At 34.2% G+C, this 14,030-nt stretch carries 10 protein-coding genes and 1 pseudogene; 7 read left to right on the top strand and 4 right to left on the bottom strand.

Annotated elements, in window-relative coordinates; all coding sequences use genetic code 11:
• Positions 1-9: 9 nt before the first annotated feature.
• Entirely contained in the window at positions 10-1,293 is a 1,284-nt protein-coding gene (locus AC4BBR_RS00345) for a sensor histidine kinase (protein WP_490460630.1), read from the top strand.
• A 37-nt stretch (positions 1,294-1,330) separates the two neighbouring features.
• The gene (gene hisJ / locus AC4BBR_RS00340) at positions 1,331-2,158 is read left to right on the top strand and encodes a histidinol-phosphatase HisJ (RefSeq protein WP_490460629.1); all 828 of its coding nucleotides are present in this window, start codon (positions 1,331-1,333) and stop codon (positions 2,156-2,158) included.
• Positions 2,159-2,738: 580 nt separating this feature from the next.
• On the opposite strand, the gene AC4BBR_RS00335 is transcribed toward hisJ, so the two are convergent.
• Positions 2,739-3,749, bottom strand: a complete 1,011-nt coding sequence (locus AC4BBR_RS00335) for a choloylglycine hydrolase family protein (protein ID WP_490460628.1) — start codon at positions 3,747-3,749, stop codon at positions 2,739-2,741.
• 197 nt (positions 3,750-3,946) lie between these two features.
• On the opposite strand from AC4BBR_RS00335, the gene AC4BBR_RS00330 reads away from it, so the two are divergent.
• From AC4BBR_RS00330 to AC4BBR_RS00310, 5 genes and pseudogenes are all read left to right on the top strand, one after another.
• Positions 3,947-6,583 carry a YfhO family protein gene (locus tag AC4BBR_RS00330; protein WP_490460627.1) on the top strand — a complete coding sequence of 879 codons (2,637 nt, stop codon included), beginning with the start codon at positions 3,947-3,949 and terminating at the stop codon, positions 6,581-6,583.
• 253 nt (positions 6,584-6,836) lie between these two features.
• A complete protein-coding gene (locus tag AC4BBR_RS00325) occupies positions 6,837-8,291 on the top strand; it encodes a glucosyltransferase domain-containing protein (RefSeq protein WP_490460626.1) in 1,455 nt (484 codons plus the stop codon).
• 14 nt (positions 8,292-8,305) lie between these two features.
• A pseudogene (locus AC4BBR_RS00320) lies at positions 8,306-8,386 on the top strand (type I toxin-antitoxin system Fst family toxin); the annotation flags it as partial.
• 180 nt (positions 8,387-8,566) lie between these two features.
• Positions 8,567-9,085, top strand: coding sequence for an RNA polymerase sigma factor (locus AC4BBR_RS00315; protein WP_490460625.1), 519 nt, complete (start codon positions 8,567-8,569; stop codon positions 9,083-9,085).
• Positions 9,078-10,211, top strand: a complete 1,134-nt coding sequence (locus AC4BBR_RS00310) for a hypothetical protein (protein WP_490460624.1) — start codon at positions 9,078-9,080, stop codon at positions 10,209-10,211. Before AC4BBR_RS00315 ends, AC4BBR_RS00310 begins: the two co-directional genes overlap by 8 nt.
• Positions 10,212-10,263: 52 nt before the next feature.
• Here the strand turns inward: AC4BBR_RS00310 and rihC are convergent, their stop codons facing one another.
• The 3 genes from rihC to AC4BBR_RS00295 form a co-directional block, all read right to left on the bottom strand.
• A complete protein-coding gene (rihC, locus tag AC4BBR_RS00305; protein ID WP_490460623.1) occupies positions 10,264-11,187 on the bottom strand; it encodes a ribonucleoside hydrolase RihC in 924 nt (307 codons plus the stop codon).
• Positions 11,188-11,325: 138 nt separating this feature from the next.
• Positions 11,326-11,658, bottom strand: a complete 333-nt coding sequence (locus tag AC4BBR_RS00300; RefSeq protein ID WP_490460622.1) for a hypothetical protein — start codon at positions 11,656-11,658, stop codon at positions 11,326-11,328.
• 173 nt (positions 11,659-11,831) lie between these two features.
• Positions 11,832-14,009, bottom strand: a complete 2,178-nt coding sequence (locus AC4BBR_RS00295; RefSeq protein ID WP_490460621.1) for a putative mucin/carbohydrate-binding domain-containing protein — start codon at positions 14,007-14,009, stop codon at positions 11,832-11,834.
• Positions 14,010-14,030: the final 21 nt, after the last annotated feature.

The raw sequence follows: 14,030 nt of genomic DNA, 5'->3' as shown, positions 1-14,030 counted from the left end.
TAGAACACATTGAGCATATCTTTAGCATCTATATTATTAGCAATCAATTATTTACAAATTTGTTGGTTTACAGGTTATAAAAAATACTTCAACTTTCGCCAATCAATTTTACTAACTAGTCATCTCCTTTTTCTATTGATCGTCAGCCAATTATATGGCGGCGTTCTTTCCTTAGCCTTATTCATCCCTTTTATGATTATTGAATTTGTCTTCATTAGTTATTTCTCGCAAAGTATGACTTTAGGCGTACTCTATTCCTTTATCCAAAACACTTTGATGATTTTTTCTTGGTTACTTACCTGGGATGTACTTAATATTTTGCGAATCTATGATATGATCACTGTAAAGCAATTTGAGTACATTAAACCCATCGCTTTATTTCTACAGCAAATCGTTTTGTTGCTTTTCATCCTATTCGCGAAAAAAATTCTGAGTAAGTACAGTGTTTTTAAAGCTGTCTCTCAGCTTCCAAAAAAATATATTATACAATCGGTTTTTTGTTTTATTTTGCTGCTTTCATTAAACATTGTTAGGCAAATTAGTATTTTTGATTTGAAGTTTTTTTACCTTAGCTTTGTATTATTAGCATTTTCAGGTATCTTTAGCTATGTTGCTTATATTATTGGTCGGATTTATCAACAAAAAATCTTTCTTCTTTCTAAACAATTAAGCCGAGAATCGGAAAATATTATGTTAGCCAACGAATTTAAACATGACTATCGAAATATTCTTGTTAGTTTGAGTACTTATCTTGAAAATAACCAAGTGGATCAAGCTAGAGCCTATCTTTTATCTATAACAGAATATTCCAATTCTTTTATTGAAGAAGATTATTACTATCAAATTTCTGCAGTAAATATCCCTCCCGTTCAGGGAATATTGGTTAATTTTTTTGAAAACTGTTTAAAACATGATATCCCTATCCAATTTTCTATTAATGAAAATATTTCGTACTTTGATCTATCAATTCATTTGCTTGATTTCATTCGTTGTTTTTCCATTATTCTAGACAATGCTTTAGAAGCTTCTATTGATATGGACAATCCTCTTATCCAAGTAACGATGGAGAATCGCGATTCTTCTATTTATATAGAAGTTAAAAATGCTTATGAAGGAACGATTTCGATTGAAAAAATTCTCAAAAATCATTTTACGACTAAAAGTGGACACCAAGGAAAGGGACTTCCCATCTTTATTAGATTATTAAAGCAATACCGCGAAACTACTTTTTCTTTTCGTCGAGAAAACAATTTTTTTGTTGCGAGCTTTTCTTTACCTAAAAATGATCGCTAATTACTTGAACTACAAACAACTGTATGGAGGTTTTCTCATGAAACGTGATGGTCACACACACACTGAATTTTGTCCACATGGACAAGTCCAGGATACTGAACGATTGATTCAACGCGCCATCAGCCTTGGCTTTAAAGAATATAGCATTACAGAACATGCACCTTTACCTAAAGACATAGAAAAATACACGGCAGGAAACCTTGAGTTGTGGACAACTGCATCAATGGCTTTTAATGACGTGGATAACTATTTAAAAAAGATGAACAATCTTCGGAAAAAATATGCATCTGACATCATTATTCACATCGGATTTGAATTGGATTATTTTTCAGCATTTGAAGAGTGGACACGAGATTTCTTAGCTGAATACGGTCCACAAACAGATGATGGACTTTTATCTGTTCATTTTCTTGAAGGGCAAGGTGGATTGCGAGGAATTGACTATTCTTTTGAAGAGTATAAAACTGGTATCGTTGACTATTTAGGTAGCTTTGAAAAAGCCCAAAAGTCTTACTATCAAAAGGTTTTAGAATCTTTGGAAGCAAATTTAGGTCCTTGGAAGCCTATGCGTTTAGGTCATATTTCTTTATGCCAAAAATTTGAACAATTCTTTGATGAATCGATTGATTATTCTTCTAAAAATACTGCACTTGTTCACACCCTTTTAACACGTATAAAGCAGGAAAAATACAGCCTAGATTTAAACACCGCTGGATTTTATAAACAGGGTTATCAACAGAGTTATCCACAGATGTGGATAACTAAAAAAGCTACTGAGTTAGGAATTCCTTTCGTTTATGGATCAGATACTCATGCATTAGCTGATATTGGACGAGGCTATGAAAAAGTCAAACAATGGCTTTAATTTGGTGAAAAAAATCCAAAGAATTAAATCACTGGTGAAGTCTAGAGGCAAATTCCTCTAGGCTTTTTATTTGGTTAAAAAAGAACATGATCAAAACATAAAATGATTCTTAATTTAAAATTATAGAAGTTACGAAACCCATAAGCAAGTAACCGATCCACGGGTTCTATTTCTGTTAAATAGACACGGAAGGAAGGACGTCATTGATGTTTTTCAAAACCTAGTTTCCATTGATTCTTTTGAAATAGTTTCCAGTATTTCTTTAGACGACGATCTTTTTTTGCCTCCCCATTTCCTTGATGAAGAAAAGAATTCATTCGTTGAACACTGTAAAGCACCAACGAATAATTAATCCGTCTTCTTTGATGCCACGATGTGGACAAGAGTGAACTAAATAATCAATGTACCAGAAAATACTTGGCAGATTCGCCTCTTAATGCATTCCTTTTTGAATGGTTTTAGTGGATTTCGTTCTAAAGGATATCGAGGGGTCTTTTCTATTATTTTGCATAAAAAAAGATGCTGATGATTTCTCATCAACATCAGAAAGTACAGAGCTCAAATCTTAGTGTTTTTATTTTTAATTTAAAGTTTGATATTGTGGTACTTTCACTAAATTGTAGCTTTTGATCTGATCATCGTCTCCAACTATCTCATCAAAGTGGATTGTTTGAATTGTAAAGTTATCATACATCTTAACGTACATTTGTCTTTTACTTAAATCGTAAATAGATGTATATTGTGTATATTGTCGATCTTTCCCTTTAGGTTCCTCTAATTTAACTACACCTTTGACGATATCAGATGTGGACAAAATATGAAAAGCTTTGTTAATCATGTCTTTGTCGCCAACAGGGTCACTAAATTTCAACAGATAGGCCGCTCGAACAAAACGTGAAGCTGCAGTATAATCTCCAGGAATACCATGTAACCCAGAACCTTTTCCAGCAGAAAGAATAGTTTTCCCATGAAACAGCGCATCTTTTGTATTTACATCCGATAATCCAGTATAGTTTTCCAAATTCGTCAGATGCCAGTCAAACTTAGGACTGTTTGTCATCACACCCACTGGATTTTCATATACAACAAAACCTAGCTTCACTGAAGGTTCAACAACAATCGTGCGACCTATAGCATCTGTAAACATAAAGTGCTGTGGCAATCCAGGTGCTTTACCACTTATCGAAAAATCTGCAATTGCTACACCCAAAATCTTTTCTTCAACTTCTTTTGTATCCTTGCAATTAGCCAATACCCAAAAGACAAATTGCTCCGCTATCAACGGTAATTTTTCAGCATTCTTTATTTCTTCAATAGTCGAATATTGGTTAAATTCAGCAAAATATTGTGTGATCCCGCCAAGTCCACATTCATTGACACCATCAATCACACTTTGAGCACTCTCTTTTTGATTTTCTTTGATTCCCATCCCTAGTACTGAATAAATTGTCTGCCACTTTTCGATACTTTCATTAATTTCGAATTTTTTAGGAATTTGTACACCAACGTAATCAAAATCAACATTGTATTCTTGTGTTCTTCCTAAGTAATAGTTTTCATTCAATGATTTCATACTAATACCTGTACACATATTCATCCCTCTCTTTCCACAATGATAGTATTATATTTTATATTATACGCTAATTATTATAAAAAGTTAATCATTTTTTATATTTTATGTCTTTACAAATTTTTCGAATTTCTTTAATTTTTTTCTTTCTGACAATCAATTTTCCAATGGATATGCTAAACTATATATATTCTATTTATTTCGTTGTGAGGTTGATTATGAAGAAAAATATGCAAGCATTTATTAAAGAAAACTGGCCATATATGACCGCCAGTTTTTTCATCCCGTTTTTTGTTATGGTCATTATTTATTTAAGTATTGGTATCTATCCCGGTAGTAGCCGTAGTGTGATGGCAAGTGATTCTTTTTCACAATTTTCCAACTTTCATGCTAGTTTCAATAATGTGCTCCATGGAAAACAAAGTATTTTTTATACTTGGAATGCTTCTCTAGGATTAAATTATCTTTCACTGATTTCGTATTACCTTGGCGGACTATTTACGCCGCTTGTTCTCTTTTTTAAAAACCAAAATATTCCTGATGCACTTTATTTAATTACTTTGCTGAAAATCGGTTCGGCTGGTTTAGCTTTTTGGGTGTTTGCTAAAAATACCTACAAGATACCCAAGTGGGGACATGTGATGCTTAGTGTGCCCTATGCACTAATGTCATTTGCTACAGCACATTCAGAGATTATTATGTGGTTGGATGCATTCACTTATCTGCCGTTGGTTATTCTAGGCATTCATCGACTGATGGATGAACGAAAACCGATACTACTGTTTGTCAGTTATCTACTATTATTTGTTTCGAATTTTTACATGGGCTTTATGATCGGCGTCTTCTCTTTCCTATATTTTATTGCCCGAATGTTGACGAACTGGAAGGTTTATAAAAAACGGATTCTGCCTTATGGAATCACCTCTCTTTTAGCAGGTGGCGCTTCGATGATCTTAGTATTGCCAGCTGTCCTAGATTTACGAGCAAATGGTGAGACTTTATCTCAAGTAACTCAATTTAAAACCGAAGCAACAGCTTTTTGGGATATTGTCATGAAAAATATGATTGGCGTCTACGATACAACAAAATATGGCTCGATTCCGTTTATCTACGTTGGATTACTTCCTTTGATTTTCTGTGTCTTTTACTTTGTCTCAAAAGAGATTCCTCGGAAAAACAAACTATTATTTGGCAGTCTATTCGTTCTTTTAATTGCTAGTTTTTATATCACGCCATTAAATCTATTTTGGCATGGTATGCATGCACCGAATATGTTTTTATTCCGTTACAGTTTCTTATTTTCTTTCTTAGTAGTTTTACTAGCGGGTTACGGGTTTGAGAAATTTAAAACCGAGGATCTAGGTCTGTTAGCTGGTTCTACGATCATGCTGATTGCGATTTTTGCTTTAGCTGAAGGAACGAAAAGCACTACAAGTTATGACTACATTCCAATCTCAGCTTTTATTCTCACTGTTTTATTTTTACTACTGTACCTCGCTGGGATCGTGTTTTATCAATTAAAAAAAATACCGATGCATTACCTGATCATATTATTGGTGTTACTTGTTTCAACTGAAGCTTTTATCAATACGAGTACGATGGTCAAAGGGATTCTGGAAGATTGGAATTACGCTTCACGTAGCCTCTATTCTGAACCCTATCCGTCGATCAAAAAACTAGTGGACAAGACGAAAAAAGAGAACGATTCCTTTTATCGTTTAGAAAATTTGAATTCCGTTTCTTCTAATGATAGTATCAATTACGGTTACAGTGGTGTCAGCTTGTTTTCATCTATTAGAAATCGTCATTCCTCGTCCTATTTAAATGACTTAGGTTTCCGTTCTAGAGGAACTGGTTTAAACATCCGTTATCCAAATAATACGTTGTTGATGGATTCTCTCGTTGGAGTCAAATATAATATTTCGGAAAATGATCCATTAAAATTCGGATTTTCCCAAACAGATACGGCGGATAAATTCTCACTGTATAAAAATAGTAATGCGTTACCTTTAGGCTTTTTAGCTGATACTGATATTTATAAAGTTAAACAGCCAGTCAATGACAATTTAGGCAGTCAAACTCAACTCTTCAATGCATTGTCTGGACAAAACGAAGATTATTTCAAGTTCTATCAACCGACAGTTATTGATAAAAAGAATGTCAAAATCGAACAAAGTGGCGGTTCTGTGACGTATAAAGAACTTCAAAATAATGTCGCAAAAGATATTACTTGGACAGTAGATGTACCTGCAAATACTCAAGCCTACCTTAGCCTGTTTCCAACCGATTTTGGTCAGTTAGAAAGCTCAACAGCAACAATGTCTGTGAATGGGTCTAGCCAAAAATCGCAAATCAATATCACCGGGCAATATTATAATATCGGGTATTACGACAAGCCGACTAGCGTTACATTTACCGTCAGTTTCTATGGCACAACTGCGGTCAGCTTTATGGAGCCAAAAGTTGTTGGTTTAGATACAAAAGCCTTTGAACGTTCCGTTCAAACGATTCAAGATAAAGGCGCTGATTTAACGGCTAAAGGACGTAAAGCGGTTGGAACTGTGAATGCAGAGAAAGATCAAGTCCTTCTAACCACGATTCCTTATGATAAAGGATGGAAAGCTTATGTTGATGGTAAGAAAGTACCAGTTACGTCGTTTAAAAAAGCCTTTGTTAGTATTCCAGTAACACAAGGTGAACATACGATTGAATTTGTTTATCTGCCTGAAGGATTCGTGCCGGGCGTGATCCTGTTTATCGTGTGTATTGGTGGATTTGTGGTTTACGTACGATTTACGAATAAGCCAAAATTGGCGTTAGTAAAACCTAATAAGCGTAAGCGTCGAAAACGTTAGATCGCTAGTTTATGAAGGAGCTTTGGTGTGAAGCTCCTTCATTTTTTTGTTATATAGATTTCTTTTCTTCCGTGACACCCGCTATCCTTTGGTTACATTAGATGCACTCCTTGTCTTTTTTAATAAGTGCAGATATTTTATCTTTATTGTTCGACTAAATGCAATTTATTAAGTAAATTTTAATCCCTACCTTTTTTTCTAAGTTATAAAATGCTATCATTCAAGAAGTATTAGGAAAGGGGTACTAGAAAAATTGTCTACTATAAAACAAAATAAATATAGCATTAGCTTGATTTTTCTGATTTATCTATTAGCCAACTTAGCGATAGGGATAGTGAATTTTCCTTATCTAGATGATGTTGGTCGACAATTATGGGGTTATTCAAAATTTGCAGAAGGATATTCACGTTGGGGAAGCGAGATTTTAGCTTGGGTGATACAAGGAAGTAGACATCTAACGGATTTAGGATTGACTTCCTCGATCATAACAGCAATTATTTTAACTACTTCCAGCAGTATCGTTGTTTACACATTAAATGATAAAAAATTAGAGTTTGCTCCGATGATTGTATCCACAATTATTGGTTTAAATCCTTGGTTCCTTCAAAATATAAGTTTCAGATTTGATGCTCCTTTTATGGCATTCAGTATTCTATTCTCTGTCGTTCCATTTCTCTGGTGGGAAAGTAAGAAACACTACTTTTTTGCAGCATCTGTTGTTGGTATTTTTCTGATGTGTAATACATACCAAGCATCGTCTGGATTATATATTCTTTTAGTATTAGCATTGTCGTTCAAAAAAATTTGGGCAAATGAAAAATGGTTAACTATCTTTAAACAGATATCACTTTCAGCACTTGCTTATATCGTTGCTATGCTAGTTTATGTATTTGAGACCAAACTTAATCCTGAACTATCAAGCCGCGGTGGTAATGTTGCAATAGCCTCCTTAAAAGATATTCCTGCAGTTATTGTTATCAATAGTAAAATGTATTTACACAGGATCGTGGAACAAAGTACCAGGGTCTGGATCTGGCTATTTTTAATTTTGTTGATATTATTTATTTTCGTTCATATCATCGAAACTAAAACGAATTTTGTTAAACGCCTCTTTTTTTCTCTCGTTTATTTAGTTTTAGGCTCAATTTTAAGCTATGGTGTTTTCTTGATTTTCCCAGAAAAACTTGCCCTAGCTGCGCCAAGATACGCTTACGGGTTTAGTGTTTTTGTTGTCATAACACTTATTTTACTTTTGAATCGGATGCAGCAACAACCTGCTCTAAGAATAACAATACTTGGGCTAGTTTATCTATTTTGCTTTTATTTACTTTCGTTTCCCTTTATTTACGCCTCGTCACTGTTTTACCAACTAGGTTCATTTGAACGTCAAAGTCTTGTACTGGCATCTGACTTAAAAAATCTAGTCCATTCAGATAAGGCAAAAGTTTACTCTACTACGCTTTTCAAAGAGTCACCAGTATTTGAAAATACTGCTAGAAATTATCCAATTCTAAAAGATTTAGTACCCACAAATACCGCATTTTTCTGGCCAAATCAAGTCTTATTCAAAACATATTCTGGTATGGATTTCGATATCCAGCCTTTTAACTTAGAAGACTTCAAGCAAGCTAACCATGAACTAGCGATGTCTGACTACTATTATGATATTTATAAAAAAGATCAAGATTTTTATATTATTGTGAAGTAAATTATAAGAACTTTTCGTTGATTGTCACACCTCAATTAGTAGGTATTGTGATATCACTTTTTGGTTATTGGTTATTCGATCGAGATAAAGATTGAAGTAGGTGCAACTGGTAAAAAAAAAGAGTTTGGGACAGAATCAGATTTTCCTGATTATTGCCCCAAACTCTTTTTTTGTAATGTCCATCATAAATTTCTACAAAAAAATAAAAATACATTTCGATGAAACCTTTTTGGTAAAATTAGAGTCTAATAGTTATAAATAGGAGGGAGAAGTCTATGGAAAAAAGGGAACAAATACGTTTGGTTAAAAAAGCAAAAACTGGCGACGCACAATCGTTTATAAAACTTTGTGAAGCCTATCAAGTCGTATTGTACAATTCTGCTTATAAGTTACTTTTAAACAATGCAGACGTAGCCGATTGTCTACAAGAAACTGAAATTCGTGCGTGGCAAAAAATTCCTAATATCAAAAATGAAACAGCGTTTAATTCTTGGATCTTTAGAATTATGATTAATATCGCTAAGGACATTTTGAAAAAGAGAGTTGAGCTAGTCGAATTTAAAGAAGGTTATATGGGTACTAGAGAGACCAACTACAAAAATTTTAGCTTAGAGGAAGAATTCAATAGACTACCAGAGAAATATAAAATCCCAATTATTTTACATTATTATGCGGGTTTTAATATTAATGAGATCGCTGAACAACTGAATGTATCTAAAAATACAGTAAAAACGAGACTTGCGCGTGGTAGAGGAAAATTAAAAATATTATTAGAGGGAGAAGAACATGGATAAAAAAAAGAATGAGAGTATCATACAAGAAAAGGAAATCCCAAAAGAAGTAATGGATAATTTAGTTCAGAGTCGAGAAGATATTTTATACAACAAATTTAAACAAGAAAAAAAGAGCATCAAAGTCAGATACAAGAAACAAATAATTATTACTTTTGCAACAGCTGCAGTAGTAATTTTAATTGCTATGATCAACCCACAAATAAATACAGCAATCAAACATGCTTTAGGAATTAGCCAGGATTCAGGCGTCGCGATGGTAGAAAATAACGGCATACAAAGTGAACTTAATTTAACAAGTACTCAAAATGGTCGAGAGATAAAATTAACAAAATTTGTGTCAACAAAGAAAAAATTTGCTTTTGATTATCAATTTAAATTAGATGATGAAAAACTAAAAGAGTTACTGAAAAAACAACGTTCTCCTGATAGAAAATTTACCAAACTAACACCAAATTTTCAAGATATTGAAATGGGTCTGTTTGTTGATGGAAACACTGAAGATATACGAGGAGGAGGTACGTATGACTCTACTTTTCGCGTAGAAGGAGATACTTTCTATGGTTCTGTTGTTGCAACTCTTGATCATGATGACATTCCAAATAACGCTAAATTAACGCTTCACATCTATAAACTACTTTGGCAAGATGCTGAAGAACTTGACCAAGCATTTAACGAAGCTTCTAAAACAGATGCTCCTTTCGGTGTTGATAATGCTTTAGAATATGAGGGAGATTGGCGTTTTGATATTGATTACAAACCATTGACCCAAACTGCTGATACGCAAATCAGTAATGTAACTAATATCACTGATATTAAAGCAACCAGTGATGCGTTGCAAACAACCATTCGATTTATTGCTCCTCTCAAAGAATTTAGTACTCTAGAAAAACCTTGTACCCCAAAAGTTATTCTATATAAAGATGGTATAGAAGTTGAAAATCAATTGTTTACACAAGTATATAACTTAGAAACTGGTGAGATCAATATATCTATTAGCCTAAGTTCATTAGATACAACATCAGTATATAAAATTCAAGTAAACAATGCAGATGATTTTTCAGGTGAAACAATTGAGGAAATTGGCTTTTTCGAGCTACAAAATAAAGAATCAAATTCTCCCAAATAAAAGAGTGAAGAACAGAACCAAGACAGTTCTGTTCTTCACTCTTTTATAATTATCAATCACACTTCTTAATCGCTTCTAAAAACCAATTTCTAAACTGTTTCTCATCAAGATCCACACAAACCCGGCAATTCGGTTCTTTACCCAAATACCTATCCAAATCAACCAAAGTAGCCCCTGCCGTCAAAATACCTTGTGTTTCAACCGCAACATAAGCCTCTTTCACTTCAAACATTTCAGGCTCTAATAAATAAGCAATCGCACAACCATCATACATCTTCAATCCGGTTTCTAAACTACCACTACGATATTGTCTAAACAACTGATCGATCATATCACCAGTTTTATTCATTTTCTGAATCTGCTCACGCTCTTTAGGCAAGACCAATGCTTTTTCCCCAACATCCAATCCGACCATTGTCAGTTTAATATCACTATCAAAAACAAGCTTTGCAGCTTCCGGATCTGCCGCAATATTGAATTCTGATAGTATACCTGCATTCCCTCTCCCCAAAGAACCGCCCATAATTACAAGCTCTTCGATTCTTTTCACACATTCTGGATAAACCCTAAGCAACAGCGCAATATTCGTTAATGGACCGATTCCAACAATCGTGGTTTTTTCTTTAGAATCTATCAAGATCTTGTACATCTCGATCACTGCATGATTTTTTGTTAGTAATTCATACTTACATTCTGGAAATTCATAGCCAGCCATTCCTGAGTTTCCGTGAATATCACTTGCATTGATTGCTTCACGCAACAACGGACGATCTGAACCGATCGCCACAGGAATTCCTTTATTCCAAAAAGCTAACAATTTCAACAGATTTTTTGTTACTTTATCCACACTAACATTACCTACAACTGTAGTAAATAGCTTAATGTCCAACCTTTCATCAAATAATGCAGCAGCAATTGCAACAGCGTCATCGATTCCAGGGTCTGTATCAATGATAATTTTTCTTGATTTCTTCACTTTACTACTCCTTCCTTTTAAACTTTAGCTACACAAAATAAGCACTTCTCTCATGCTAATTTTTGCTCACTAAAGCTACCCTTTTTTACATAAAAACGCAAAATAGAAAAAATATCTGTCTTCCGACCTATTCTATTTTTAATAATCCAACTGCTTCAAACATAGTAAGAATGATTCTTTTGTTAAACGCTTAATTGTATATAAATGCTCAATTTGTTTGCGGATTTTTTTATCTTCTTTTGTTGCAGGATCAAAAATATCCAGCAATTTACTAATTCCATATTCTACTAAAACACCAGCACCACCACTACCAATCGCAACCCCCATTGTATCCGTCTCATTTAATTGTCCTTTTTTGATGTCTGCAATATTCTGACTAAAGTCACCTTCAACGATGATTTCCCCTGTCTTCTTATCTAACTCTGCTACTAATTCATCCTTGGTTCTTACTGTTACTTGCTCAATCGCCATCATAACAACCTCCATCTATCCCTTTTCTAATTATTATACGCTATTCATCCTTTTTTACTAGCAAAAAAAAGAAGGCAAAAACCATTTTCTGGTTTTTGCCTTACCTTTTTATTTTAATTAACAGTTAAAAGTAATTCATATCCGTCTACACGCTTTATCTAACATTTTGCAAATTACTTATTTGTAGTAGACAATTCGTTGATTTTTGAATGAAATTCTTTTGACTCATTTGGATGTGAGTGACCTTGGCATTCTACATGCTGATCCTCAGACACTTGCATCATACGTGCACGATTAGGAGAAGACAATACATATCTCAGTCTTTCATTACATACTGCACAATAATAATGACTATCCCATAAATTTTCCATTATACACTTATTATTAGCTGGTTTGTACCAACCCGGAGCTATCTGATATATGCCAATATTAGGTTCATTCAATAAATGACGCCATTTTATTTTATTTGGATCGCTCTCTCGCGTTTGATTAGCTGCGGATTCAGTTAGAAACTGATTTCCTGCAAAATATTCATCCGCAAGATTACCTAAAGAATGTCCTAACTCATGTTGAAATACTAATGATACTTCTGAAGATACACCAATAGTCGCTCGTCCGCTACCACCAGTACCACCATACCTCGAAGAATTTACAAGAATTAATTTTTGATTTGCAAGTGGCACATTTTTTCTCACTGCTTCATCTAACTTTGCAACACCGTTTTCAGAAGTATAAAGCCAATGACTTTGACCACCATTCCAGTAGGAAGTTCCATAGTACGTATCTCTTTTATCTGCTCTAGCATTCTCTGCGTTTTCAGATTTATCTCCCTTTGCACCTGACTGGTTAGAAGAAACGTAGTAACCATAGATTTTAATAGTATCTTTAAATTCATTATAAGGAGACATGTTCAGGGTATCTCGACTCACTTTATCTACATCTTTCCAAAATTTATCTTGTTCAGAGGCTGTATAGCCATCGCCCGTTATGAAAAAGACAGTAGCATCTCTATCATCAAGTTTAGAGTTACCATGGATTAAACGTAATTGTTCGTTTTCTGTTGGTTCATTAGGTTCTTCATTCGGCTCATTTGGATCTTGTGGTTTTTGCGCTTTAACCCATCCGTCTTTTGTTACTTTGTACGTGATGACTTCTGCTTTTTCCATAACTGTGTTTGTTTGCTTGTCAATAATTGATAAACGACCTTTTGCAGTATCCCCACCATTAGGTTCTAAATGCTTGAAGGTTAGGTAGTCGCCTTCTTTGATCGCCATTGTATCTACTTTTGCGTTGTACGTTTCAGTTCCTTTGTAAGACTGATTGAAGGTTTGTTTGCCTTTGGCATCTTGAACTGTTACAGATGCGTATTCTTCATTAAACGCGTAATGAATTGAATCGTTTGTAGCTTTTGTTTCTAAACGGCCTTTTTCTTCTGATAAATCGTGGCTAAACTTCGCAAATTCTTTGTCTGCGTATCCTTTGAAATCTACCTCATACTCTTTGGTTTTTTCAGCTGGTTCTTCTGGTTCCTTAGGTTCTTCTGGTTTTGGAGTTTTTTTCCAACCATCTTTTGTCACTTTGTACGTGATGACTTCTGCTTTTTCCATGGTTGCATTTGCTTGTTTATCAATAATTGATAAACGGCCATTCGCAGTGTCCCCACCATTAGGCTCTAAATGCTTGAAGGTTAGATAATAACCTTCTTTGATGCCCATTTTATCTGTTTTGTTACCATAAGTTTCTGTTCCTTTGTAGGACTTATTAAAGACTTGTTTCCCTTGGTCATCTTGAACGGTTACAGACGCATATTCTTTATTAAATACTTGATGTACTTGTGCACCCGTTGATTTTGTCTCTAAATGACCTTCTTCTTTGGTTAGGTCATGACTAAACTTCGCAAATTCTTTGTCTGCATATCCTTTGAAGAAAACATCATAAGCTTTTTTTTGTGGTTCCTGTGGTTCTTCTGGTTCTTGTGGTTCTTCTGGCTCTTGTGGCTCTTGTGGCTCTTGTGGCTCTTCTGGCTCTTGTGGCTCTTGTGGTCCTTGGCTTTTTTCTAATATAAATAAGCTATTAGCACTATCTGGTGCCCAATTAGAATCTCCATAATTGCTATGCGTCATAAATACAGTATAAATACTTCCTTTATGACTTACTTTTTCACCTTTTGTGTATACGGCTGGATTTGAAAATGTACCAACTTTCCATTCTTTTATATCATTACTACGTGTAGTATACCCTACAGAAGTATTGTTATTAGCATAGCTAATTTCGTGCCCAGAACAAAGTGAGAAAAGTACTATTATTCCTAATAGACATAATTTTGAAACTATTTTAGCGTATTTTTTCATTTTGAATCCTCTTTTCAATTT

It is taken from the genome of Enterococcus sp. AMC1251 (assembly GCF_058216535.1).
This window is presented reverse-complemented; position numbering and strand designations above follow the sequence as displayed.